Origin of the sequence: Bradyrhizobium sp. SHOUNA76, from assembly GCF_023006445.1 — a bacterium.
GTDB lineage: Bacteria > Pseudomonadota > Alphaproteobacteria > Rhizobiales > Xanthobacteraceae > Bradyrhizobium.
In genome coordinates this window covers 1-26,729 of the sequence record NZ_JALBHA010000038.1, presented here as the reverse complement: position 1 = coordinate 26,729, position 26,729 = coordinate 1, and the positions used below count along the sequence as shown (strand labels likewise).

Below are 26,729 nucleotides of genomic sequence, written 5' to 3'. Positions count from 1 at the left end.
TGCGGCTCGAGGCCGAGCGAGCCGAGCAGCTCCTGCGCGACCGGCTCCGAGGCCGACGGCGCGATGCCCCAGAGGCCGGCGACGAATTCGAGATATTCGAGCGGGGTCAGCTTGTCGTAGATCATCGGCTCGTCGGAGACCCAGGCCATTACCTGCTTGGCGGCAACGGGGTCTTGGAGCGCATCGATGCCGAAGATCGAGACCGCGCCCGCATCGGGGCGCAGCAGGCCCGCGACCATGCGCAAAGTCGTTGTCTTGCCGGCGCCGTTGGGGCCGACCAGGGCGTAGAATTCGCCGGCGTGGACGGTGAGATCGAGGCCGTCGACCGCCAGACGGTCAAAACGCTTCGTTAACCCCAGGACTTCCAGTGCCGAGCTGTCCGACTTCATGACGGCCACACCATCCGGTTTTGCATCGCCCGCGACCATGGACCCGAAGATGTTTCGGCACCATGAATCGCGCTGCCGCAAATTCCGCGCTCCGGATTGGACTAAAGGCAAGTCACCGTTTGTTGACAGCGCTGGACGGTTCAGGCTGAATTGGTTCCGGACAAATGGCGCCAACGCAGCGACACGACTGCGTAGCGACTGGACACAAGATGCGGCAAGGCGGTCGGAAAGAGCCGCCGGTTGTATCGGGAGGACGCGCGTCGATGCTGGATTTCGTTCAGCAGCTGGTCAGCGGTGTTGCGCTCGGCTGCGTTTACGGCCTGATCGCGCTCGGCTTCGTGCTCGTCTACAAGGCCACCGAGGTCGTCAATTTCGCCCAGGGCGACCTGATGATGCTCGGCGGCTTCTTCGCCTTCACCTTCATCGGCATGATGGGCCTCAACTACTGGATCGGTTTTGCCGGTGCGGTGGCCGCGATGGCGCTGTTCGGCATGCTGGCGGAGCGCGTGGTGGTGCGGCCGATCCTCGGCTATCCGCAATTCTCCATCATCATGGCGACGATCGGGCTCGGCTATTTCCTGCGCTCGATCGCCGGCATGATCTGGGGCACCGATGATCTGAAGATCGAGACTCCGTTCAGCCAGGGCGTGCTGCGGATCGGCTCGCTGGTGCTCGCCTATGACAAGCTGTCGGTGATCGCGGCGACGATGATCCTGTGCACGCTGCTCTATCTCTTCTTCAACAAGACCACGCTCGGCACTGCGATGCGCGCCAGTTCCGAGAACATGCTCGCCGCCTACTACATGGGCATCCCGGTTAAACGCGTGGTGTCGATTGTCTGGGCGATCAGCGCGGCGGTCGCGACCTGCGCCGGCGTGCTGCTGGCGCCGATCACCTTCATCCATTCCAATGTCGGTCTCGTGCTTGGCTTGAAGGCGTTTCCCGCCGCGGTCCTCGGCGGCTTCGGCTCGATCCCGGGGGCGGTGGTCGGCGGCGTCCTGATCGGCGTGATCGAGAGTATGGCCGGCTTCTACCTGCCCGAAGGCTGGAAGGACGTCGCGCCCTACCTCGTGCTGCTCGCGGTGCTGCTCCTGAAGCCTGAAGGCCTGTTCGGCCATCACGTCCGCAAGAAGGTCTGAACACCATGCGCTTCCTGTTCAAGACCGACTATGAGGACGACATCAAGCTGGTCCCGCATTCGGGCTATCTGGTCTCGTACGGAATCCTGCTCGCACTGCTGTTGATCGCGCCCTTCGTGCTCTCCAGCTATCTGATGAGCCAGCTCGTCTTCGTCTGCATCTATGCGACCGTCGGCGTCGCGCTGCTGATCCTGACCGGCTTTACCGGCCAGGCCTCACTCGGCCACGCCGCCTTCCTCGCCATCGGAGCCTACACGGCGGCCTATTTGCAGAAATATAACGTGCCGTTCCCGGTCTACTTCCTGGCCGCCGGCGCGTTGACCGGCTTGATCGGCGCCCTGGTCGGCTTTCCCGCCCTGCGCCTGACCGGCATCTACCTCGTCATCGCCACCATCTCGTTTGCCTTGATCGTCGAGGAGATCCTGGCGCGCTGGGAAAGCGTCACCCACGGCAACGAGGGCATGCGGGTCAAGACGCTGTCGCTGCTCGGCGTCGCGGTGCCGCGCGACAGCCCCACCTTCTACTTCCTCTGCCTCTCCGTGCTGGTGCTGACCATCATCGGTACGCTGAATCTCTTGCGCTCGCCGACGGGACGCGCCTTCGTCGCGATCCGCGATTCAGAGACGGCGGCACGCAGCATGGGCGTCAATGTCGCGCTCTACAAGGTGAAGTCCTTTGCGATCTCGGCGGCGATCACCGGCTTTGCCGGCGTGCTGTTCGCCCACAAGCTCTCCTTCATCTCGCCGGAGATGTTCACGCTGCAGCTTTCGATCGAGTTCATCATCGTGATCCTGATCGGCGGCACCTTCAGCCTGCATGGCGCGGTGCTGGGGGCGATCTTCATCGTGATGATCGATCCCTTCCTGACGTATTTGAAGGACGACCTGCCAGGCATGATCGGCGGCATCGCCGCGACATTCGGCGCCGGCCCGTCCACCGCGGGAACCATCCAGTCGAAGGTCGCGGCCTTCGCCTCGCTCAACGGCCTGAAGGGCGCGATCTACGGCATCATCATCGTGCTGTTCGTGCTGTTCGAGCCGCTCGGGCTCTACGGCCGCTGGCTGAAGATCAAGCTCTTCTTCCAGCTGTTCCCGCTCTACAAGCGCGCAACCTTCAAGCGGCAGAAGATCTACGTGAAGTCGGAGCGGAACCGATGAGCTATTTCCGCGCCGAGAACCTGTCGCTGCATTTCGGGGGCCTGAAGGCGGTCGATGCGGTGTCCTTCGCGGTCGAGAAGGGCGAGATCCTGTCGATCATCGGGCCGAACGGTGCGGGCAAGAGCTCGATCTTCAACCTGATCTCGCGCATCTACCGGCCGACCTCGGGCCGCATCTTCTTCGAGGACCAGGACATCACGCAGGAGCCACCCTACGACATCGCAAAACTCGGCATCGCGCGGACCTTCCAGAACATCGAGCTGTTCGAGAATGCGACCGTGCTCTCCAACCTCCTGGTCGGCCGCCATCGGCACTCGACCACGCAGCTATGGCAGGAGCTCCTGTTCCTGCCGAGCGTGCGCGCGAACGAGAAGGTGCATCGCCGCAGGGTCGAGCAGGTCATCGAATTCCTCGATCTCGAACCCTATCGCGACAAGCTGATCTCCGGCCTGCCTTACGGGGTGCGCAAGGTGATCGAGCTGGCGCGCGCACTTTGCTCGGAGCCGAAGCTGATCCTGCTCGACGAGCCGTCGTCCGGCCTCAATGTCGAGGAGACCGACGACATGTCGTTCTGGATCCGCGACATGAAGAGCGAGCTCGGCATCACCGTGCTGATGGTCGAGCACGACATGTCGCTGGTCAACCGCGTCTCCGATCGCGTCATCGCGCTGAACTACGGCAGGGTGCTCGCGATGGGCTCGCCGGCCGAGGTGCAGCAGCACCCCGATGTCGTCGCTGCGTATCTGGGAGCATGAGGCGATGGATGCGATCGCGACACCCGAGACCATCCTGAAGCTCTCCAACGTCGAGAGCTATTACGGGCCGATCATGGCGATTCGCGGCATCTCGCTGGAAGTGCCGCGCGGCCGCATCGTCACGCTGCTGGGGGCCAATGGCGCCGGCAAGACCACGGTCCTGAAGACCATCTCGGGCATTCTCGATCCGCAGAAGGGCTCGATCGAATTCATGGGCAAGCCGATCCAGCGCATGGAAGCCGACAGGATCGTGCGGCTCGGCCTCAGCCACGTGCCGGAGGGGCGCGAGGTGTTTCCGTTCCTGTCCGTACGCGAGAATTTGATGATGGGGGCCTATCCGCGCAAGGACCGCGACGGCGTCGCGGAGGATCTGGAGCGGGTTTATGGTTATTTCCCGCGCCTGAGGGAGCGCATCAGCCAGCCGGCCGGCCAGCTCTCCGGCGGCGAGCAGCAGATGCTGGCGATTGGGCGCGCCCTGATGAACCGGCCGATGCTGCTCTTGCTCGACGAGCCCTCGCTCGGCCTGTCGCCGCTGCTGGTGAAGGAGATCTTCACCATCATCCGCCGCGTCAATGAGGAGCAGGGCATGTCGATCCTGCTGGTCGAGCAGAACGCCAAGGTCGCGCTGGAGACCGCGCATTACGGCTACGTGCTGGAGATCGGCCGCATCGTGATGAACGACAGCTGCGACCGCTTGATGCATTCCCAGGACATCCAGGAGTTCTACCTTGGCGCCAAGGAAGCGGGTGCGCGAGGCGAGCGGCGCTGGAAAAAGAAGAAGACGTGGCGGTGAGGAAGAGCTGGCAGTAAGATGAGATTGTCCATCCGCAAGCAAAGACCGCCGGCAAGGCAGGCAGCGGAGGGGAGAGCGACAAGGAGGAGAGGCGCATGGCCCGACCGGCGGTGCTGACGGTCGCCGATACGATCGCAAAGTGCTTTCTGCGCGCTGCCGAGACGCGGGGCGAGCGGCCGGCCATCCGAGAGAAGAAATTCGGGATCTGGCAGCCGACGAGCTGGCGCGAGTGGCTGGAGATATCGAAGGAAATTGCCTACGCGCTTCGCGCCTCCGGCTTCATGCCCGGCGACGTCGCCTCCATCATCGCCAACGCCGTTCCCGAATGGGTCCATGCCGACATGGGCATCCTGTGCGCGGGCGGCGTCGCCTCGGGCATCTACCCGACCGATGCGTCGTCTCAGGTCGAATATCTCGTCAACGATTCCAGAACGAAAGTGATCTTCGCCGAGGACGAGGAGCAGCTCGACAAGATCCTCGCCTGCCGCGCGCGCTGCGCGAGCTTGCAGAAGATCGTCGTGTTCGACATGGAGGGCCTCAGCGGTTTCTCCGACGACATGGTGATGTCGCTCGACGAGTTTCGCGCGCTCGGTCGCAACCACATGGTCGGCCGCGAAGCGCTGTGGCAGGAGATGATCGACAGCCGCGGCGCCGGCGATCTCGCGATCCTCGTCTATACATCCGGTACGACCGGTCCGCCCAAAGGCGCGATGCATGCCAACCGCAGCGTCACGCACCAGATGCGGCATGCCAACGATTTCATTCCGGCGCAGGAGGACGACGAGCGGCTGATCTTCCTGCCGCTCTGCCACGTCGCCGAACGCATCGGCGGCTACTACATCTCGGTCGCGCTCGGCTCGGTGATGAATTTCGCCGAGAGCCCGGAGACCGTGCCGGACAATCTGCGCGAGGTGCAGCCGACCGTCTTCCTCGCGGTGCCGCGCATCTGGGAGAAATTCTATTCGGCCATCACGATCGCGCTGAAGGATGCGACGCCGCTGCAGCAATGGGTCTATCGCCGTGCCATCGACATTGGCTACCGCATGGTCGACTACAGGCTCGAGGGTAAGGCGCCGCCACTGCCGCTGCGGCTCGCGAGCCGCATCGCCTACCGGGTCGCATTTCGCAACATCCGCCGCATGATCGGGCTGGATCGTTGCCGCATCGCCTTCACCGGGGCGGCGCCGATCGCGCCGGAGCTGATCCGCTGGTATCTCGCGCTCGGCATCGACATGCATGAGCTCTACGGCCAGACCGAGAATTGCGGTGTCGCCACCATGATGCCGGCGGAGCGGATCAAGCTCGGCTCGGTCGGCACGGCGGTGCCCTGGGGCGAGGTCGCGCTGTCGCCCGACGGCGAGATCCTGATCAAGGGCGACTTCCTGTTCATGGGTTATTTGAATCAGCCGGAGAAGACCGCCGAGACCCTCGATTCCCGCGGCTGGCTGCACACCGGCGACGTCGGCACCATCGACAATGAAGGCTTCGTCCGGATCACGGACCGGATGAAGGACATCATCATCACCTCCGGCGGCAAGAACATCACGCCGTCCGAGATCGAGAACCAGCTCAAATTCTCACCCTACATCTCGGACGCCGTCGTGATCGGCGACAAGCGGCCGTACCTCACCTGCCTCGTGATGATCGACCAGGAGAACGTCGAGAAGTTCGCGCAGGACCACGACATCCCCTTCACCAATTATGCCAGCTTGTGCCGGGCGACGGAGATCCAGGACCTGATCGGCCGCGAGATCGAGCAGGTCAATGGCAATTTCGCCCGCGTCGAGACCATCAAGAAGTTCTACCTGATCGAGCGCCAGCTCACGCCGGAAGACGAAGAACTGACGCCGACCATGAAGCTGAAGCGCGGCTTCGTGAACAAGCGCTACGCCGCCGAGATCGAAGCGATGTATCGCCAGCGCGCCGTGGCGTGAGGCGCAGGACGATTTGGGAAAGCGGAGGAGCGATGGCCCTCGCCCTCCGCGTAACACGGGCCTTTAGGAGAGGAGACGTCAATGTCGAGATCGTTCGGAACGTTCGGCCTTGCTGTGAGTGCGCTGGCGCTCACCTGTCTGCCGGCCACAGCGCAAACCAAGGTCACCAACGACGGTATCTCGGCAACCGAGATCGTCCTCGGGACCCATCAGGACCTGTCGGGTCCGATCAAGGGCTGGGGCGTCCCGGTCGCAAATGGCATGAAGATGGCGACCGAGGAGGTCAATGCGGCGGGCGGCATCAACGGCCGCAAGATCCGGCTGGTCATCGAGGACAGCGGCTATGATCCCAAGAAAGCCGTGCTGGCTTCGCAAAAGTTGATCGAGCGCGACAAGATCTTCGCGATGGTCGGAGCCATGGGATCGCCGACCGTGCTGGCCGCGCAGGACATCCTGTTCGACGCCGGCGTGCTACAGCTCTTCCCGCTGACGGCGGCCGAGTTCACCTTCAAGTTCGATCCGGCCAAGCCGCAGGAGCGGCTGAAGTTCAACAATCTGCTGCCCTATGTCGAGAGCACGCGCGCGGCGCTCAAATACATGATGGAGTGGAAGAGCTTCAAGAAGCCCTGCATCATGCACCAGGACGACGAGTACGGAAAAAACGTGCTCGACGGCTTCAACCAGCAGCTCACGGCTATGAAGGTGCAGCCGGCCTCGATCACGAGTTTCAAGCGCGGCGCCTCCGACTTCAGCGCGCAGGTCGCCAAGATGAAGTCTGATGGCTGCGATCTCGTGGTGCTCGGCACCATTCTCCGCGAGACCATCGGTTCGATGACGGAAGCCAGGAAGCTCGGCTGGGACGTCACCTTCCTGGGCGCGTCGCCGACCAACGTGCTGGATGTGCCAGCGTTGGGCAAGGACGCGGTGGAAGGGCTCTATGCGGCCAGCCTCTTCGAAATCCCCTACGAGGACACGGCCAAGGACAAGGTGAAGGACTGGATTGTCAACTACAAGAAGACCTTCGGCACCGAGGCCAATACGCAGGCCATGATCGGCTACAATGCGGTGATGACTTTCGCCTTCTATGCGCAGAAGGCGGGTAAGGATCTCACGGGTCAGAAGATGCTGGATTCGCTGGAGTCGGGCGAAAAATTCCTCGACATCTTCAACTCGCCGCCGACCAAGTTCTCCAAGACCGACCATCTCGCCAATACCATCACCCAGGTGCAGCAGATCAAGGGCGGGCGCTGGGTGCTGGTGAAGGACAATCTGATGTATTGATCTATTGCGGCATTGACGGTGCACCCTCTCCCCTTGCGGGAGAGGGTGCAAGCGGCGGGCCGGGTGAGGGGTATCTATCCTCTCGAACAGTCTTGCAAATGCTGAGAACCCCTCATCCGGCGCGCTTGCGCGCGCCACCTTCTCCCGCAAGGGGCGAAGGAAGAAAGCGCGCTCGCTGCGAGAAGAGCCTACGACCCCCCGCTCGCCGTCCCCGAATTCACCGGGGCCAGTTCATCCTCCCGGCAACGCCAGCCGTCGGCGGCTTTCACGAAGGCAAAAGTCCGCTGGATACGCAGCCGGCGCGTCACGTTGAAGGCTTCGGCCGAGCGCTCCTTGTTGCCAGTTCCGGGCTGCGGCCGACCCGTCCTGGCGTCCCAGCAGGTGCCGGTGCAGTTGGAGGCGACCTTGCTGCACATGGTGAAGGGCGCCAGCACGGCCATCTCGATCTCGCCCGTGACCTGCGCCTCCTGCTCGGTCACCTGGCTGTCGAGCGCGTAGACGCGGTTGATGCGGAGGAAGTTGCCGCAGGAATTGGCCGCATGGATACGCGCCGCGCAAAAATCGACCGCGTCGGTGTCGGGGATGCGGGCCGCGACCTGCCGGCCGAACACCTTCTTGGGGTCGCCCTTCGCCGTACGGATCTCGTCGGTCTTGCGCCTCAAATGATCCGCAAGACACTCCTCCGCGGTTTCGAGCTCCTGAAGCGGCACATTCTCCTTGCCGACCAGATTGCATTTGCGATCGCGCTCGCGCGTCCACCTGCCATATTCGGCGAAGGCAAAGCGCGCCGCGATCGGATCCAGCTTGCCGATCAGGCCGAGCACCTGGCCGTTGAGCTCCGTTTCCGCGAGCGCCAGCGACGGGTCCGCGCAGATCAGCGCGCCCGCCGCGGTGTTGGCCGCAAGGCAGTCGAAATCGGGATCGCGCACGATCGCCGCGCGCTCCTCGGTCACCTTGAGCAGGCAGGCCTTCACCCGGTCGAACTCGTCGGTGCGGATCGCGGTCTGGCCGACGATGCCGCAGCTGAGGTTGCGCTGGCGGATCCAGATCGCATTTTCCTCGATCCCAGGCAGCCGATCGGGCAGGCGGGCGAGCCGCCCCTCGATCGCCGCGCTCAGCTTCTCGGCAGCGGCGGCGAGCGTGGCATCACCGCAGAACAATTGATTGCCGGGGTCGCGAATCAGCTGACAATTGTTCCTTGCAAACAGCGGCAGCCGGTCGGCGACGGAACGGTCGGCTGGCTCGGATTGCGCGAAGCCCGGAACCGCCGGCAACGCCAGCAACGCAAGCACAGTCGGCACGATGAACCGCATTCCAGTCGCCCCCGCATGGAAGGCGCCATGCTAGCGGTTTGGATCGCGCGGTGGAATGAGTTTGTGTCGGGTGGTTCGTAAGCCGGATGGCGCGCAAGCGTAATCCGGGATTCGTGCAACGGCGGCACCGTCCCGGATTGCGCTGCGCTCTATCCGGGCTACGAGGCCGCTACAATCAATGGGCCTCGACGGCGACCATCGAGAGCCGCGCGGGTTCGTCGACATATTTCATCACGGCCGACTGGTAGAGCGCGAACAGCGGTTGGTAGCTCCGCGCAGCGTCGTCCTCGACCATCGCCATGCGGCGGTTGTCGAGCATCAGCCAGTGTCCGCCGAGACGCGCGGCGACAACCGCATGCTCTTCGCCGGCCCTGACGTCGCGCACCACGACGATGCGGAGGTCCTCAGGCGCCATGCCCGCCAGCCGCAGCGCGGCCAGCTTGGCGATGGCGTAGTCCTCGCAATCGCCGGCGCCGCGGGCGAAGGTCGCAAGCGGTGAACTCCAGACGTCGTCGATGCCGTCATTGGCGGCCCGGATGGCAAGGTTGATGGCGCGGTTGGTCTCGCCGAGCCGTGCGCGGCCGTCGCGGGCGCGGGCCTGGTCGACGATGGCGAGCAGCTTCAGGGCCGCAGGCGATGCGCAATTGTCCCGGTCACCGTCGCAGAGCGCAAGCTGCACCATGTCGTCGTCGAGCCTGTGCTTCAACGCGGACCATTTCTGCTGCAGGCTGCCGGACGAGATGGCGAAGGCGAACACGCCGAACGGCTCGGCGGATTTGCGCACGAGAAGGCCTGCTCCCGGCGACAGCAGCGTGCCGGCGCGGAGCTCGGCGACCGATCCGAGCAGGATCAATCCGCACATGACAAGGATTGCGCGCCAGGCGCGCGAGCAAGCAGCCGTCTCCATCTGACATCCCCTTCCCGGGCTTCGCCAGGTCCCCCTCGACCTCGACGTGCCGGGCTTTGTTGCTTTCGTGGAGATAGTGCGAGACGGGCCGTTTTGTTCTGCTTAACGCGCCGGGAGGGGGCGCCAAAACCAGGGAACAGGCTGAAACGGGCCTGCCCAAATTGCGTAAAATTTTACGATTCGGAGGCTAATCGTGTCCGGCTGCCGCGAAAGGGAGCCAATTGCAGGCAAAAGTTGTGGGGGTGCCGAATCTGCGTCCTATGGCCAACAACCCCTATTTCATGGGGTTCTGTTAGTTAGGTCACAGATTTAACTCCGTATTTGCCGCAGGATGCTGCGGGACCCCGTGAAGGAAAGATGATGCAAGTATCTGCTGCGTGACTATACAGCAGGTTACTCTGGATGACTGGAAATGCGTGGAAACGAGCTAAATTCGACTTCAGAATACTTGAGGGATTACCTTGGCTTCTCTGGAGAGGTTCCGACCCGCGGGGCCTCTTGGTGCCAAGTGATGCGAAATCACACAAGCAATAGATGGTATCGCTAAGGACTTCCTAATGCTATGCAAGCTTAGGCGGTCGATACTTACTTAAATTTTAACCCTTTTACGGTGCCCGATTGAATTACGCTGGCCAATTTGACGCCGCGATTTCTTTGGACGGCCAAGGTTCCCGTTCGTCTGCAGCGGGCCATGTCGATTCCTTTACGGCGAAAGCGCATGGTCATGTGCCTGAGGGCGCGTTCGTTGTTCCCGACCCCAATCTGATCTTCAACGGCGAGTTCAAGCGCACGGGGCTCGATCTCGTGCTGTCCCACGAGGGGCACGAGTTCGTCGTTCACGATTATTTCAGGGGCGATAAGCGTGCCGCGCTCGCCTCCCCCGACGGCGCCCATCTCAGCGGCGACGTCGTCAACGCGCTCACGGGTCATGTCCAGGTTGCGCAAGCCGCGCCCGGTGCGGCCGCGGCCCAGGTCATCGGCCACGTCACCAAGCTCGTGGGCAGCGCGACCGCGATCCGCAACGGCGTCTCGGTCATCCTGAACAACGGCGACAACGTCGAGAAGGGTGACGTGGTCTCGACCGGCGCCGATTCGACGCTCGGCATCACCTTCATCGACGGCACCGTGTTCGGCCTGTCCTCCAACGCGCGGATGGTGCTGAACGAGATGGTCTACGACCCCAACGGGTCGAGCAATTCCTCGCTGCTCAGCCTGGTCGCGGGCACCATCACCTTCGTCGCCGGCGAGACCGCCAAGCACGGCGACATGAAGATCGACACGCCGGTCGCCACCATGGGCATCCGCGGCACCGCCGTGCTGACCCAGATCAACTTCGTCGTTCCCGCCGGCGGCGGCGATCCGCAGCCGCAGGCGAGCTTCCAGGTGCTGGTCGAGCCGAACGGCACGACGGGCTCCTACATCCTGTTCGACAAGGTCACGCTGCTGCCGATCGCGACGGTCAACCAGGCCGGCCAGATGATCCAGATCAGCGGCGGCAACGTCTCGATCTCCAATGCGCTGATGTCGCCGGACGTGCAGAAGCTAATCACGGACGTGTTCACGCTGAAGTTCACCGACAACAACACCAACACAAAGCTGACCACGAACTTCACCGACACGCTCACGCCGGTCTTTCAGGAAGTGGTGTTGAAGTCGGGGTCCGGCGCCGTCGTGACCGCGACCTTCGTCAACCTCAATCCGCAGGGACAGGATAGTCCCGGCAATTCCACGCCGATCGTCACCCGTATGCCCGGCCAGCCGCTGGTGCAAAGCCTCGATCTCGGCGGCAACGTGAAGACGGCGTTCGCGCTGACCGAGCGCGCGGACACCACGGGCGATACGGCGCATACCGACACGGTCTCCGGCCGGATCACCTTCGTCGATCAAAACCTCGGCGATCGCCCGACGGTGTCGGTGAGCCTCGACGACGCGCCGAACTACGTCTACAAGAACGCCGGCCAGCAGGACGTCACCGGCTCGCTCTCCGCGCTCCAGAAGCAGGACATCGCGGCGACGCAGATCCAGATCAGTGTCGTTGCCGACAGTGCCAACAACAACAACGGCTCGGCGGTCTGGACCTACACGATCCCCGACAACGTCTTCGACTTCCTCGCCGCGGGCGAAACGCTGACGCTGACCTACATGGTCCGCGTCGACACCAATTTCGCAGTCAACCCCGAGAGCAAGTTCGTCCCGATCACCATCACGATCACGGGAACGAACGACAAGCCCACCGTCGCGACGTCAGGCGGCGCCGTCATCGAGAAGGTCGGGACCGGCAACGAGGCTCTGGACACCATCACGGGCACGGTCGCCTTCACCGACGTCGATCTGACGGACCGGCCGATCGTGAGCGCGGCGCTCTCGTCCACCCACCCGTTCAAATATCTCGATGCCGAAGGCCACGATATCACCGCGACGCTGACGCCGGAGCAGCGCGCCGCGATCGCCGCCGTCGAGGTGCCGCTGACCGTGGTGCAGGGCGCCGGAAACGGCAACAACGGCTCGGCCACCTGGACCTACAGCGTTCCCGACCATCTCTTCGATTTCCTCGCCGAAGGCGAGACGCTGACGCTCAACTATGTGGTGCAGGTCGATGACGGGCACGGCGGCGTCGTCAGCACGCCGATCACCGTGTCCATCAACGGTGCGGACGTCAATGTCGAGGGCACCAACGACCTGCCGACGATCGTCGAAGACTCCACCACCCCGACAGGTGCGGTAACCGAGGATAGCGCGGCCACGCTCGCCGCCAACGGCACCATCACGTTCAACGACCCCGATCTCACGGACACCCACACCGCGAGTTTCGTCCTGAAGTCGACGATTTCGAGCGCGCATCTGCCCGGCTTCAGCGACGGCACGTCGCATGTCGGCACGTTCGCGCTTGAGCCGGTGGTCGAGAGTCCGGGCGTCAGCTCTCTGGGATCGGTGAAGTGGACCTTTACGCTCGACGATGACGATCCGGTGCTCCAGTCGCTGGCCATGGGCCAGACCATCACTCAGGTTTACACCGTCAAGGTCGACGATCATCACGGCGGGACGGTCACCCGGGACGTCACGGTCACCATTACCGGGGCCAACGATGCGCCGACCATCACAAGTGGCGCTGCGGCGGCAACGGGCAAGGTCATCGAGGATACGGGCCTGACGCTTTCGATCGGCGGCACGCTGGCGATCCAGGATCTGGACCTGATCGACACGCATACGGCGGAGGCGATGTTCAAATCGTCGGCCTCCAGCGCGCATCTGCCCGGCTTTGTGGATGGGTCGACCAATATCGGGACCTTCACGATCGATCCGTCGGTGCTCGAATCCATTGCGGATACCAACAACGGCGCGACGCTGGGCTGGCACTTCACGCTCGACAACAGCAATGCGATGCTGCAGTCGCTGGCCGAAGGGCAGACCATCACCCAGGTCTACACCGTTACTTTCACTGACAATCACAATGCGACGGTCACTCAGGACGTCACCGTCACCATCACGGGCGCCAACGACGCACCGACCATCACCAGCGATGCCGCGGCGGCAACAGGTCATGTCGTCGAGGACGCGGACCTGACGCTGTCGATCGACGGCACGCTGGCGATCCAGGACGTCGACTTGATTGACACGCATACGGCGGAGGCGGTGTTCAAGTCGTCATCGGTCAGCTCGGCTCTGCCGGGTTTCGATGCCAACGACACGAACATCGGCACCTTCACGATCGATCCGTCGGTGCTCGAATGCACTACGGACACCAACAACGGCGCGACGCTCGGCTGGCACTTCACGCTCGACAACAGCAACGCGATGCTGCAGTCGCTGGCCGAAGGGCAGACCATCACTCAGGTCTACACCGTCACGTTCGACGATCATCATGGCGGCATCGTTAGCCGGGACGTCACCGTCACGATCACAGGCGCCAACGACGCGCCGACGATCACGAGCGATGCTGACGCGGCAACGGGCGCGGTCACCGAGGATGAGGGCGCCTCGCTGACGACCTGCGGCACGCTGGCGATCCAGGACCTCGACCTGATCGACACCCACACGGCGCAGGCGGTGTTCAAATCGTCGTCCGTCAGCACCGACCTGCCGGGCTTCGGAAGCGGTGCGCATATCGGCACCTTCTCGATCGACGCGGTGTCCGAATCGGGCAGCGATACCAGCACCGCTGCGACGCTGGGCTGGCATTTCACGCTGGATAACAGCGATCCCGTGCTGCAGTCACTGGCGGAGGGGCAGACCATCACCCAGGTCTACACCGTCACGTTCGACGACCAGCAGGGCGGCAAGGTCAGCCAGGACGTCACCGTCACGATCACCGGCACCAACGATGCGCCGGCGGTTTCCTATGCCACGTCGGACTACATGAACTTCGACGGCCAGACGATCGCAGTCGGCGAGGTGCCGACGGTCGCCACCGATGGCGTGACGCTGGACGGCTGGGTGAACTGGAATGGGGGCACTGATCCCGGCCACGGCCAGATCCTGTTCTACAACGGCAACACCTCGACCACCGGCTTCGGTCTGCTCGGCACCGCCAACGTCGATGGTACCTTGGAGCTGCAGATTCTCGCGGGCGGCGTCGACATCGAGGATACCGGCATCGCGCTCACGGCCTCGCAATGGCACAACATCGCGCTGACGCGCGACAGCGGCACCTTCACGCTCTATCTCGACGGAAACCTCGAATATTCGCAGGCATGGGGCGTCAATCCGATTGACGGCAGCCCGTCGAATCCGTCGGCGTCCTATATGATGATTGGCGCCGCGAGCGAGCCGGGCGCGGCGGGCTTTGGAGCGGAGGGCTTCTTCGGCTCGATCGCCGATGTCAGCGTCTGGACCTCCGCGCTCACGCAGGCGCAGATCCAGTCGATCGATTTCACCGCGCTCACCGGCAGCGAAGCGGATCTGGTCGCGTATTACCAGCTCGGCGACGGCAGCGGGACCACGGCCGCCAATACGGTCAACCCCGCCAAGAGCCTCGCAATCGAGGGCGATGCGGATTGGGCGAGCGGCACCTCCGGGCCGGGCGGCGCCGTTGCCGATCTGATGGAAACCAATGCCGGCCAGCTTTCGCATGGCGTGCTGACGGTTTCCGACGTCGACGCGACCGATCACGTCACGGTGTCGGTCAGCCAGGTGCAGGTTACTCTCGACGGCGTGCCGCAATCCGGCAGCGTCGGCGGGCTGTCGCAGGCGGACCTGCTGAACTATCTCTCCGTTCCGACCGGCGACATCCTCGACGGCACGGCTACCCATGCCCAGTTTACGTGGCAGTTCAATTCGGGCAGCCAGGCCTTCGATTTCCTCGCCGCGGGCCAGACGCTGTCGCTGCAATACACCATCGTTCCGTCGGATGCTGTTGGCGCTGGCACGAGCGCAGTCGTCACCGTCAACATCGCCGGCACGAACGACGCGCCGACGCTTGCCGACCTCCACATCGGCCCGCTCTCGGATACGGCCGCTGCCGACACCTTCTCCGATCTGACCGGCACGCTGGCGGGTCACGATGCCGATACCGGCGAGACAGCGACACTGACCTATGCCGTCCTCAATGCGGATCATCATGCGACCGCAACCGTTGCGGGGCTCTACGGCTCGCTGACGGTCGACCATGACGGCAACTACAACTACGTTCCCAATGCAGCGGCCATCAATGCGCTGCCGGCAGGCTCCTACACGGATGCGTTCACGGTCCAGACCACGGACGCGCACGGTGCGACCGGCACGGCCACGCTCACGGTCGACGTGACCGGGGCGAACGACGCCAGCGGCCCGGTCATCGACACCACGCGCTTCCAGGTCGAGCACATCACCGAGAACAGCAACGACATTATCACCGAACTTGCCGTCCTCGACACCGATGCAGGCGCAGCGGCGGATACGTTCACCGTTACGCTGTCGACCGCAAATCCGGACGTCAGCACCGTCTATTTCGCTCCGATGACGGGGTCGCTCGACGCAATCAACGCGGGCCTCGCGAGCGGCGGAACTGGCGTCGTCTACGATCCGACAGGCGCCAGCACCGATGATTACCCGCAGCCGCCCGCGACCGACCAGATCACGCTGACCGTCGCCGATTCGGCCGGCCACTCCGACACGGTCAACTTCATCTTCGTCGAGGGAGCGAGCAGCCAGGATATCACTCTGGCAGGCGCCAACGGCAAGGACGTCATTTTCGCGACGGAGTCGAGCGACACGTTGATTGGCGGCGGCGCCAAGGACCAGTTCGTGTTCGCGCCAACGTCGTCGCAGACGGCGGTTCAGCACACCGTGAATGACTTCGAGACTTGCCTCGACAAGATCGACTTGCGGCAGTTCACCAGCATCACGTCTTGGACACAGGTCTCGCAGCACGCGGAGCAGCAGGGCACCGATACCTTGCTTACGCTCGACAGCAACGACAAGATTCTCCTGAAGAACACCGTCGTCGGTAATCTCCACGCCAGCGACTTCATCCTTCATGTGAGTTAGAGGCGTCCGTCCAGGCACGCGACCCTTCATTCCGCTTTGATCGCGCCAAAAATTGCTTATCCTGTGTCGCCGAACTGTGGCCATCGGCGGCATGGCGGTGCGAGATCGAACCCCAGCGGTTGGCAGGAAGTCCGATCAAAATGAAACGTCTCAAGATCCTGCGGCGGTGGTTTGCGCGGAAGCTGGGCTTTGCGCGGCTGATGTGCCTTGCGCTGCTGGTCGTGTTTGCCGGCGCCCGCCTCTGGGATCCGCTGCCGATCCAGGAATTGCGGCTGCGCACCTTCGACATGTTCCAGCTGATCGATCCGCGCCACAAGACGGCGCGGCCGGTCGTCATCGTCGACATCGACGACAAGAGCCTTGCGAGGCTCGGCCAGTGGCCATGGCCGCGCACGCGGATCGCCGACCTGATCCAGAACCTCACCAACAACGGCGCGGCCGCGATCGGCTTCGACGTCGTCTTCTCCGAAGCCGATCGGCTTAACCCGGATCAGGTTGCGAGCCAGATGCGCTATCTGGACGATGCCACCCGTGCCAAGTTGCGCGAGCTGCCGAGCAACGACCAGATTCTTGCCGACGCCATCAAGCGCTCACGCGTCGTGCTGGGGGAGACCGGGCTTCCGGAGGTCCTGTCCGAGCTCGACAAATCGCTTCCGTTCACGGGGGTGGCGACCCTCGGCGAGGAGGGAGCCGAGCGCTTCCTGTTCGAATTCCCCGGCCTGCTCCGCAACGTGCCGATCATCGAGAAGACAGCAGCCGGGCGCGGCCTGTTCTCGATCCGCACCGAGCGTGACGGATTGATCCGCCGCGTGCCGATGATCATGCGCGCCCAGGGCAACATCATGCCCTCGCTCAGCCTCGAGATCCTGCGCGTCGTCACGGGAACGCCGACCTTGCTCGTCCGCACGGACAAGGCCGGTGTCAGGTCGATCCGGCTCAAGGGCGTGGAAATTCCGACCGACAAGAACGGTCAGCTCTGGGTGCACTATGCACGCCGGGACCCCTCGATCTACGTGTCCGCGGTCGACGTGCTCGACAATAGCCTGCCGCCCTCCAAATTCGCCGGAAAGCTGGTGCTGGTCGGCACCTCCGCCGGCGGATTGAACGATATCAAGACCACGCCGGTATCCCGGGCCATGCCGGGGGTCGAGATCCATGCCCAGGTGCTGGAGAGCATCTTGAGCAGTGCCGTGATCTCGCAGCCGAACTATGCGCTCGGCGTCGAGCTGCTGGCCGCGCTCGTCATTGGCCTGCTCGTCATCATTCTGACCCCGAATCTCGGCCCCGTGCGCCTCGTGCTGGCGGGTGCGGCCTTCGCCGCCATCCTGGTCGGTGTGTCCTGGTTCTTCTACGCGCAATACCGCTATCTCATCGACTTCACCTATCCTCTGCTCTCGACCACCGCGGTCTATCTGACGCTGATCTTCGCGAGCTTCGTGCGCGAGCAGCGGCAGCGCAAGGAGATCCGCGGCATGTTCGCGCAATACCTGTCGCCGGCGCTGGTCGAGCAGCTCACGCCGGAAAAGCTCGTCCTCGGCGGCGAGGAGCGTGAGATCACGATCATGTTCTCCGACGTGCGCGGCTTCACCTCGATCTCGGAGAGCTACAAGCACGATCCGCAAGGTCTCACCGCCCTGATGAACCGCTTCCTGACCCCGCTGACCAATGTGATCACGGAGCGGAAGGGCTATGTCGACAAGTACATGGGCGACGCCATCATGGCGTTCTGGAACGCGCCGCTCGACGATGCCGAGCACGAGCTCAATGCCTGCGCGGCGGCGGTCGGCATGCTCGAGAAGATCGACGAGGTCAACAAGGAGCGCGAGCAGGAGGCCGCCGACGGCGGCCACGTCTACATCCCGCTCAATGTCGGCATCGGCCTCAACACCGGCATCGGCGTGGTTGGCAACATGGGCTCCGATCTGCGCAAGAACTATACGGCGCTCGGCGACTGCGTGAACCTCGCCTCGCGCCTGGAAGGGCAGACCAAGGAATACGGCTTCCCGATCATCGTCGGATCCAGCACCGCGCTCGCGGCCAAGGACAAGTTCGCAATCCTCGAGCTCGACTTCATCATGGTCAAGGGCAAGAGCGAGCCGGAGGTGATCTACGCCATCGCCGGCCGCGAGGACGTGATGCATTCCGCCGCCTTCCAGCGCCTGCGCAACATCACCATCGAGATGCTCGGCTGCTATCGCGGCCGCGACTGGCAGGGCGCGCTGGACGCGATCGAACGCGGCCGTCGAAGCGAGGATGCCGACACGCTGGAGAAGCTGTTCAAGCTCTACGAGGCGCGTATCAAGGATTTCCAGCTCAACCCGCCGCCGGAGAACTGGACCGGGGCCTATGCGCTGCTGACGAAGTAGGCGCCGCGTCGTCGTCGCGTGGGCAAAGGCGCGAAGCGCCGCGCCCACCATCTCTCTCTCATCGCGCTCTGATGGTGGGCACGTTTCGCTTTGCCCACCTACGACGGCAATGGCCGGCGGTCCCTCTCACTCCATCCCGATCGTCGTCAGATCCTGGAACCAGTGTTGGGCCTGCACGAACTGCTTCACCTTCGGCGACAGCGCGTGCGGGTTGGTGTCGTGGACGACCCAGACCAGCGTGGCATCATCCACGATCAGCGCATGCGCCTGTGCCAGCAGCTCGTCCTGCTTGGCGGCATCGAAAGTCTGCTTGGCCTCGTCGATCAGTGCATCGACTTTCGGGTTCTTGTAACCTCCCCAGTTGACGCCGACCGGCGCGATCTGGCCCGAATGGAAGAAGCGGACAATGGCGTAGAGCGGATCGGAGGTGACATAAGCGATGTTGTTGGCGGTGATGCCGGCATTCATCTCGTCGGCCGCGCCCTTGCGCCAATGCGTGTAGAGCGTCTCGAGCTCGACGACCTTGAAGTCGATCTCGATGCCGATCTCCTTGAAGCTCTGCTGCAAAAATTCGTTCATCGGCAGCGACAGCATCTGGCCGGTGCCGCCCTGCGCGATGATGAAGGTCGCCTTCAGCGGTTTTGCTTTTGAATAGCCGGCCTCCTCGACCAGCTTCTTCGCCGCAGCGAGATCGTATTTCAATTCGAAGCTCGGTTTGCCGAACCATGGGCTCGACGGGTCGACCTGGCCCTTGGCGGGTTTCGCAAGGCCATTCATCAAGCCGACCACGGCCTCGCGATCGATCGCGAGGTTCAGCGCTTTGCGCAGGCGGATATCGGTCCAGGGCGAGCCCGGCAGCACGCTGAGATGATAATTCCAGACATGGGGCGTGACGTTGTCGACGAGCTTCATGCCCGCGGCTTTGAGTTGCGGCACGGCATCCGGTGCCGGCGTCTCGATCAGATCGACTTGCCCGGCAAGCAGCGCGTTTGTGCGGGTCAGCGCTTCCGGCATCGGCACCAGCACGATTTTGTCGGCCTTGGGAATGCGCTTCTTGTTCCAGTAGTCCGGATTCTTGGAGAGTTCGGCGAGCTCGCGCGGCACCAGTTTTGTCAATTTGAAAGGGCCGGTGCCGGAGGGCTGGCTCGCGAACTTGTCCCAATCCTTGCCGAGCTTCTCATACTGCGCGGGGCTCGACACCAGGAACCACAGCATCTGATAGGGGAAGAAGGAATCGACCGTTTTGGTCGTGATCTCAACCGTGAAGTCGTCGATCTTGGCGTAGCTCGCGACGGAGGGCAGGCGGGTTTTCACCTGCGCGCTCTGCCGCTTGTCGAATTGCGGCGCCTTGTCGTTGAGCACCTTGTCCAGATTCCAGATCACCGCATCGGCATTGAACTCGCTGCCGTCGTGAAACTTCACCCCGTTGCGAAGCGTGAAGCGCCATTTGGTCTTGTCGGCGTCGTCGACCTTCCACTCGGTCGCAAGACCCGGCACCAGCTTGCCGGGGCGGTCCGCGACGTCCATCTCCCAGGCCACCAGGGGATCGTAGATCGTGTACGCCGTGAACTGATAGGCGCCGGCGCCGCGATCGGGCTGCCCCGTCGTCAGCGGGATATCCGCCATCGAGATGCCATATCGCACCACCGTTTCGGCACGTGTCGAGATTGCGGACGATGCCAGCGCAAGCACGGCGAGACAGATCGATAGACGAAGACGCATGGCCTAGAGCTCCCAGGGATTTCGGGAGCAAGCTTGCAATCTTGATGCCAGAATAGGCAGCGCGACGCGTGCACCCACCCGCGACCCACAAGGACTTGTCGTCGCATGGCTAAATTGCAGAATAAGTTTCTCTTTGGCATAGCCATTGCATACGATTGCATCAAAAATAGTCATCGAAGCCGGAAAAGGATTGAGGCGATGCTTACTAAGAAGAACACGCGCGCGGCATTGATCGCGGTGCTCGCTCTAACGACGGCGGCTGCATGGCCGCGCGCCGCCAGCGCGGAGACCGTGCTGCGCATCGGCATGACCGCTGCCGATATTCCGCGTACCCTGGGCCAGCCAGATCAGGGTTTTGAAGGCAATCGCTTCACCGGCCTCACCATGTATGACGCGCTGACCGGCTGGGACCTGTCCTCTGCCGAAAAGGCGAGCGTGGTGATCCCCGGCCTTGCCACCGAGTGGAAGGTCGACGATGCCGACAAGACCAAGTGGGTGTTCAAGCTGCGCCCCGGCGTGACTTTCCACGACGGTTCGCCCTTCAATGCCGACGCCGTGGTGTGGAACGTCGAGAAGGTGCTGAAGCAGGACGCGCCGCAATTCGACGCCAGCCAAGTCGGCGTCACCGCTTCGCGCATGCCGACGCTGGCCTCCGCCAAGAAGATCGACGACATGACCGTCGAACTCACCACCAAGGAGCCCGACAGCTTCCTGCCGATCAACCTCACCAATCTGTTCATGGCGAGCCCGGCGAAGTGGCAGCATTTCTATGACAAGGCGGAAGGCGCCGATGCCAAGGCCAAGTCGCAGGCCGCATGGACTGCGTTTGCCAAGGACGCAGCGGGCACCGGTCCGTGGAAAATGGCGGGCTTCACGCCGCGCGAGCGGCTCGAGCTCGTGAAGAATGCGAGCTATTGGGACAAGGCGCGTGTGCCCAAGGTCGACAAGATGGTGCTCTTGCCGATGCCGGAGGCAAACGCGCGCACCGCGGCGCTGCTCTCCGGACAGGTCGATTGGGTCGAGGCACCTGCGCCGGACGCGCTGCCCGAACTGAAGCAGCGCGGCTTCAAGCTCTACGCCAACGAGCAGCCCCATGTCTGGCCGTGGCAGTTCTCGCGCATCGAGGGTTCGCCCTGGAACGACATCCGCGTGCGCAAGGCCGCGAACCTCTGCGTCGATCGCGAGGGCCTCAGGGACGGCCTGCTCGCTGGCCTGATGGTGCCGGCGACCGGCACCTTCGAGCCCGGCCACCCCTGGCGCGGCAAGCCGGCCTTCGAGATCAAGTACGACAAGGCAGCTGCGCAAAAGCTGATGCAGGAGGCCGGTTTCGGCCCCAACAAGAAGCTGACGGTAAAGACGCAAACCTCCGCCTCGGGCTCGGGCCAGATGCAGCCCTTGCCGATGAACGAATATCTCCAGCAGGCGCTCGCCGAGTGCTATTTTGACGTGAAGCTCGACGTCATCGAATGGAATACGCTGTTCACCAACTGGCGCCGCGGCGCCAAGGATCCCAGCGCCAACGGCGCCAATGCGACCAATGTCACCTATGCGGCGATGGACCCGTTCTTTGCGCTGGTGCGCTTCCTGCAGTCAGGCATGGCGGCGCCGGTCTCGAACAATTGGGGCTTCATCAACGAGCCCAAGTTCGACGAACTGGTGAAGAAGGCGCGCCAGACCTTCGATCCCGCCGCGCGTGACGCCGCGCTCGCCGAGTTGCACGCGGCCTCCGTCGACGACGCCGCCTTCCTCTACGTCGCCCACGACGTCGGCCCGCGCGCCATGAGCCCGAAGGTGACAGGCGTCGTGCAGCCGAAGAGCTGGTTCATCGACTTCTCGCTGGTGTCGATGAACTAGTGAGGCGAGCCACGTAGTCGATGCACCCTCTCCCCCTGTGGGAGAGGGTGGCTTCGCGACAGCGAAGCCGGGTGAGGGGTCTCTCTCCGCGGGAGTTAACCCCTCCATCGATGCAATAATCTCCGCGGCTAGAACCCCTCATCCGGCGCTTCGCGCCACCTTCTCCCACAAGGGGAGAAGGGAAGAAAAAGAAGCAACGTGCTCGCCTATATCGCCAGACGCATTGTCTATGTCGTTCCGATCGTCATCAGCGTGGCGCTGGTGTGTTTCCTGCTCGTGCACATCACGCCAGGCGATCCGCTGGTGGCCGTGCTGCCGGCCGACGCCTCGCAGGAGCTTGCCGCGCAGCTGCGTACCGCCTATGGCTTCGACCGCCCGCTGCCGGTGCAGTTCGGCCTCTGGCTCCTGCGCGCGCTGCATGGCGATCTCGGCAATTCCATCGCCACCGGCCGCCCCGTGCTTGCCGAGGTCATGCGCGCGGTCGGCAACACCGTCACGCTGGCGATTGCCGCCGCGATCATCGGCTTCACCATGGGCATCCTGCTCGGCCTGATCGCCGGCTATTTTCGCGAGACCTGGATCGACAAGGTCGCGACCTCCTTCGCCATCGCCGGCGTGTCGGTGCCGCATTACTGGCTCGGCATGGTGCTCGTCATCATTTTCTCGGTGCAGCTGAACTGGCTGCCCGCGGTCGGTGCCGGGCCCAACGGCTCCAACTCCTGGGCCTGGGACTGGGCTCACCTGAAATATCTGGTGCTGCCGGCAATCACGACGTCGGTGATTCCGATGGGCATCGTCACCCGTACCGTACGCGCGCTCACCGGCGATATCCTCAGCCAGGACTTCGTCGAGGCTTTACGCGCAAAAGGCCTGCACGAGCGTGGCGTGTTCCGCCACGTCATCAAGAACGCCGCGCCCACGGCGCTTGCGGTGATGGGGCTTCAGCTCGGCTATATGCTCGGCGGCTCGATCCTGATCGAGACCGTGTTCTCCTGGCCGGGTTCCGGCTTCCTGCTCAACTCGGCAATTTTCCAGCGCGATCTGCCGCTGCTGCAGGGCACGATCCTGATCCTGGCGCTGTTCTTCGTCTTCCTCAATCTCCTGGTCGACATCGCGCAAGCCGCGATCGACCCGCGCATCAAGCGGGGCTGACGGGATGAGCCCAGCTGTAACCAAGCAAACGGTGCGCACCCTCCCCCGCCTGCGGGGGAGGGACGGGGAGAGGGTGTCTCCACTCGCGAGAACCCTCCAGAGGGGAAAGCCCTCACCCGGCGCGTTGCGCCGACCTCTCCCGCAAGCGGGAGAGGTGCACTGCCTTTCGGGCTCGCTCCGACTACACCAATGCGCAAGGGGAGCCAGCCAATGAGCGAGCTTCCGTTGTCCGCCACCACCGACGCCGCGCTCCAGGCCGCGCCCACGACCAAGGCGCGCGGCTATTGGGCGACCGTCGGCCGCCGTATCAGGCGCGACAAGGTCAGCATGGCTTGCGCGCTGGTGCTGCTGCTGATCTTCCTCTCGGCGATCCTCGCGCCATGGCTGGGTCTGGAAGATCCCTACAAGGGCTCGATGATCCGCCGCCTGCGCCACATCGGCACAGCGGGCTACCCGCTCGGCACCGACGAGCTCGGCCGCGACATGCTGGCGCGCCTGATCTATGGCGGACGGCTGTCGCTGGTCATCGGCATTTTGCCCGTGATCCTCGCCTTCTGCATCGGCACCTCGCTCGGCCTCGTCGCCGGTTATGTCGGCGGCAAGCTCAACACGGCGATCATGCGGACGGTCGACGTGTTCTATGCCTTCCCGTCGGTGCTGCTGGCGATCGCGATCTCCGGCGCACTCGGCGCCGGCATCCTCAATTCCATCGTGTCGTTGACGGTCGTGTTCGTGCCGCAGATCACCCGCGTCGCCGAGAGCGTCACGACAGGCGTGCGCAACATGGATTTCGTCGAGGCCGCGCGTGCCTCGGGCGCCGGGCCCTTCACCATCATGCGCGTGCACATCCTCGGCAATGTGCTGGGGTCGATTTTCGTCTATGCCACCAGTCTCATTTCGGTCTCGATGATCCTGGCCGCCGGTCTTTCTTTCCTCGGTCTCGGCACCAAGCCGCCGGAGCCTGAATGGGGACTGATGCTGAACACCTTGCGGACCGCAATCTACGTCAATCCCTGGGTCGCAGCATTGCCGGGCGCAATGATCTTCGCGGTTTCGATCTGCTTCAACCTGCTCTCGGACGGCCTGCGCAGCGCCATGGACATCAGGAACTAGCCATGAGCGAGAACAACACATCCGTCGAAATGCTTGAGCCCGTCGAGGACGTCGGCGGCGTCGCGCAGCCCCTGCTGCAGGTCAACGGCCTGACCAAGCATTTTCCGGTGCGCGGCGGGCTGTTCGCCGCCAAGCGAACCGTGCGCGCCGTCGACAATGTCTCCTTCACTGTTGCCAAGGGCGAGACCGTCGGCATCGTCGGCGAATCCGGCTGCGGCAAGTCGACCACGGCGCGGCTGCTCATGCATCTGATGCCGCGCGATACCGGCGACATCATCTATGACGGCATGACCGTCGGACAGTCGCTGTCGCTGCGCGAACTGCGCCGCGGCATGCAGATGGTGTTCCAGGACTCGTACGCCTCGCTCAATCCGCGCCTGACCATCGAGGAATCGATCGCCTTCGGCCCCAAGGTCCACGGCATGGCCGACGGCGCGGCGCGCACCCTCGCGCGCGAGTTGCTCGGCAAGGTCGGCTTGCGCCCGGAAAATTTCGCGAGCCGCTATCCGCACGAGATCTCCGGCGGCCAGCGCCAACGCGTCAACATCGCGCGAGCACTGGCCTTGTCGCCAAGGCTGGTGATCCTGGATGAAGCCGTCTCCGCGCTCGACAAATCCGTCGAGGCGCAGGTGCTCAATCTGCTGGCCGATCTCAAGCGCGAGTTCGGCCTGACCTATCTGTTCATCAGCCACGACCTCAACGTCGTCCGCTACATCTCGGATCGCGTGCTGGTGATGTATCTCGGCGAGGTCGTCGAGCTCGGTCCGGTCGACCAGGTCTGGGATAGCCCAGCGCATCCCTACACGCGCGCGCTTCTCGCTGCGATGCCGTCCTCCGACCCCGACAGGCGCACCGAGACGCCGCCGATCACGGGCGATCCGCCCAATCCGATCGATCCGCCCTCGGGCTGCCGCTTCCACACCCGTTGCCCGTTTGCGGAGCCGCTCTGCGCAAATGCGACACCAAAGCTCACTGCGCTCGATAGAATGGGCCACGAGGCCGCGTGCTACATGGCCATACCGGGTTCAGGCCATAGCCGCGCGCCCAGGGAGAAGACCGCATGACGAGACCGACACCGAAAGAGATCAAGCCGATCGCGCAAATCGCCGGCGTCCCCGTGGACGACGAGATCGCGATGCGCATCTCCAACTCCATCGGGCCTGCCTTCGAAGGCTTCGAGGCCATCGCCGGCACGCTGCCTTTCGACCTCGAGCCCGCACTCTATCCGATCGTGCAGACGCAGAAGGTCTCGAAATGAGCACCGAGCCAGCATTGATGACGCTCACCGAGGTCGCGCGCGCGATCGCGATGAAGCAGGTGTCCTCGCATGAGGTGACGCGCGCGCTGCTGCAGCGCATCACGCAGTGGCAGCCGCATCTCAACGCCTTCATGTCGGTCGAGGCCGAGGCAGCATTGAAGGCGGCGGAAGCTGCCGATTCCGAACTCGCCAGGGGCAATGTTCGTGGTCCGCTGCACGGCGTGCCGCTCGCGCACAAGGACATGTATTACGATGCCGGCAAGGTTTCGACCTGCGGCTCGCTGATCCGCCGCGACTTCGTGCCAACCGTCACGTCTACGGCTCTGCAGCGGCTGAAGGATGCCGGACAGGTGCGCCTCGGCACGCTGCACCTCGCCGAATTCGCCTACGGCCCGACCGGACACAACGCCCATTACGGCCCGGTGCGTAATCCCTGGAACGTCGCCCACATCACCGGCGGGTCCTCATCCGGCTCCGGTTCGGCGGTTGCGGCGCGGCTGACTTATGCGGCACTTGGCTCCGACACCGGCGGCTCGATCAGGATGCCCGCGCATTTCTGCGGCGTCACCGGCCTCAAGACCACCGTCGGCCGCGTCAGCCGCGCCGGCGCAATGCCGCTGTCGCAATCGATCGATACCGTCGGCCCGCTCGCACGGACCGCCGAGGACTGCGCGCTGCTGCTGGCGCTGATGGCCGGTGCGGACCCCGCGGATTCGACCTGCAGCCATGAGCCGCTGTCGGACTATGTCGCTGCGACCAAGGGCTCGCTGAAGGGCCTCAAGATCGGCGTGCCCGCGTCCTTCTATGTCGACGATCTCGACAGCGAGGTGGCGCGCGTGCTGGACGAGACCATCGCGGTGCTGAAGCGCGAGGGCGCCGACATTGTGACGGTCGAGCTGCCGGACCAGCGGCAATTGTCCTCTGCGAGCCAGCTCGTGCTCGCCGCCGAAGCTGCCGCCTTCCACAAGCGCTGGATGATCGAGCGTCCGCAGGATTATGGCCCGCAGGTCCTGATGCGGCTTCAGAACGGTCTCACCGTTCCCGCCATCACCTATCTGGAGGCGATGCGCTGGCGCGGCCCGGCACTCGCCGCACACAGCGCGGCCACCGCCGGCGTCGATGCGGTGATCG

18 protein-coding genes are annotated in these 26,729 nt (G+C 63.8%); 14 read left to right on the top strand and 4 right to left on the bottom strand.

The genetic code is table 11. The annotated features are described in order from the left end of the window. Positions 1-389: ATP-binding cassette domain-containing protein (locus MOV74_RS08000; RefSeq protein ID WP_246919858.1), on the bottom strand; the 389-nt coding region annotated here is incomplete at its 3' end. Between the two features lie 263 nt (positions 390-652). Here MOV74_RS08000 and MOV74_RS07995 point away from each other — a divergent pair. The 6 genes from MOV74_RS07995 (at position 653) to MOV74_RS07970 (ending at position 7,448) form a co-directional block, all read left to right on the top strand. After that, complete coding sequence (locus MOV74_RS07995; RefSeq protein ID WP_094892962.1) at positions 653-1,528, top strand: branched-chain amino acid ABC transporter permease; 876 nt, start codon at positions 653-655, stop codon at positions 1,526-1,528. A 5-nt stretch (positions 1,529-1,533) separates the two neighbouring features. After that, complete coding sequence (locus MOV74_RS07990) at positions 1,534-2,685, top strand: branched-chain amino acid ABC transporter permease (RefSeq protein ID WP_246919857.1); 1,152 nt, start codon at positions 1,534-1,536, stop codon at positions 2,683-2,685. Further along, positions 2,682-3,440, top strand: coding sequence for an ABC transporter ATP-binding protein (locus tag MOV74_RS07985; protein WP_246919856.1), 759 nt, complete (start codon positions 2,682-2,684; stop codon positions 3,438-3,440). The genes MOV74_RS07990 and MOV74_RS07985 overlap by 4 nt, the downstream gene beginning before the upstream one ends. Then, the gene (locus MOV74_RS07980) at positions 3,412-4,233 is read left to right on the top strand and encodes an ABC transporter ATP-binding protein (RefSeq protein WP_404979130.1); all 822 of its coding nucleotides are present in this window, start codon (positions 3,412-3,414) and stop codon (positions 4,231-4,233) included. Before MOV74_RS07985 ends, MOV74_RS07980 begins: the two co-directional genes overlap by 29 nt. Positions 4,234-4,328: 95 nt before the next feature. Continuing rightward, positions 4,329-6,167 carry a long-chain fatty acid--CoA ligase gene (locus MOV74_RS07975; protein WP_246919855.1) on the top strand — a complete coding sequence of 613 codons (1,839 nt, stop codon included), beginning with the start codon at positions 4,329-4,331 and terminating at the stop codon, positions 6,165-6,167. A gap of 81 nt (positions 6,168-6,248) precedes the next feature. Further along, positions 6,249-7,448 carry an ABC transporter substrate-binding protein gene (locus tag MOV74_RS07970; protein ID WP_246919854.1) on the top strand — a complete coding sequence of 400 codons (1,200 nt, stop codon included), beginning with the start codon at positions 6,249-6,251 and terminating at the stop codon, positions 7,446-7,448. 188 nt (positions 7,449-7,636) lie between these two features. Here the strand turns inward: MOV74_RS07970 and MOV74_RS07965 are convergent, their stop codons facing one another. Together MOV74_RS07965 and MOV74_RS07960 are read right to left on the bottom strand one after the other, a co-directional pair. Then, on the bottom strand, positions 7,637-8,761 hold the full coding sequence (locus tag MOV74_RS07965; RefSeq protein WP_246919853.1) for a lysozyme inhibitor LprI family protein: 1,125 nt from the start codon (positions 8,759-8,761) through the stop codon (positions 7,637-7,639). Positions 8,762-8,936: 175 nt separating this feature from the next. Then, positions 8,937-9,668 carry a transglutaminase-like cysteine peptidase gene (locus MOV74_RS07960; RefSeq protein WP_246919852.1) on the bottom strand — a complete coding sequence of 244 codons (732 nt, stop codon included), beginning with the start codon at positions 9,666-9,668 and terminating at the stop codon, positions 8,937-8,939. 618 nt (positions 9,669-10,286) lie between these two features. On the opposite strand from MOV74_RS07960, the gene MOV74_RS07955 reads away from it, so the two are divergent. Both MOV74_RS07955 and MOV74_RS07950 read left to right on the top strand, forming a co-directional pair. Further along, positions 10,287-16,133: a VCBS domain-containing protein gene (locus MOV74_RS07955; protein WP_249797467.1), complete on the top strand. Its 5,847-nt coding sequence runs from the start codon at positions 10,287-10,289 to the stop codon at positions 16,131-16,133. 140 nt (positions 16,134-16,273) lie between these two features. After that, a complete protein-coding gene (locus MOV74_RS07950) occupies positions 16,274-18,499 on the top strand; it encodes a CHASE2 domain-containing protein (protein ID WP_246919850.1) in 2,226 nt (741 codons plus the stop codon). Positions 18,500-18,625: 126 nt separating this feature from the next. On the opposite strand, the gene MOV74_RS07945 is transcribed toward MOV74_RS07950, so the two are convergent. Next, a complete protein-coding gene (locus tag MOV74_RS07945; protein ID WP_246919846.1) occupies positions 18,626-20,221 on the bottom strand; it encodes an ABC transporter substrate-binding protein in 1,596 nt (531 codons plus the stop codon). Positions 20,222-20,419: 198 nt separating this feature from the next. On the opposite strand from MOV74_RS07945, the gene MOV74_RS07940 reads away from it, so the two are divergent. From MOV74_RS07940 to MOV74_RS07915, 6 genes are all read left to right on the top strand, one after another. Beyond that, positions 20,420-22,075, top strand: coding sequence for an ABC transporter substrate-binding protein (locus tag MOV74_RS07940; protein ID WP_246919845.1), 1,656 nt, complete (start codon positions 20,420-20,422; stop codon positions 22,073-22,075). 198 nt (positions 22,076-22,273) lie between these two features. Then, positions 22,274-23,227: an ABC transporter permease gene (locus MOV74_RS07935; protein WP_246919844.1), complete on the top strand. Its 954-nt coding sequence runs from the start codon at positions 22,274-22,276 to the stop codon at positions 23,225-23,227. A 210-nt stretch (positions 23,228-23,437) separates the two neighbouring features. Continuing rightward, a complete protein-coding gene (locus MOV74_RS07930) occupies positions 23,438-24,340 on the top strand; it encodes an ABC transporter permease (RefSeq protein ID WP_246919843.1) in 903 nt (300 codons plus the stop codon). Positions 24,341-24,342: 2 nt separating this feature from the next. Then, on the top strand, positions 24,343-25,404 hold the full coding sequence (locus MOV74_RS07925) for an ABC transporter ATP-binding protein (protein WP_246919841.1): 1,062 nt from the start codon (positions 24,343-24,345) through the stop codon (positions 25,402-25,404). Next, positions 25,401-25,598: a hypothetical protein gene (locus tag MOV74_RS07920; RefSeq protein WP_246919840.1), complete on the top strand. Its 198-nt coding sequence runs from the start codon at positions 25,401-25,403 to the stop codon at positions 25,596-25,598. The genes MOV74_RS07925 and MOV74_RS07920 overlap by 4 nt, the downstream gene beginning before the upstream one ends. Beyond that, on the top strand, positions 25,595-26,729 hold a 1,135-nt coding region (locus MOV74_RS07915; RefSeq protein WP_246919839.1), incomplete at its 3' end, for an amidase. The genes MOV74_RS07920 and MOV74_RS07915, both read left to right, overlap by 4 nt.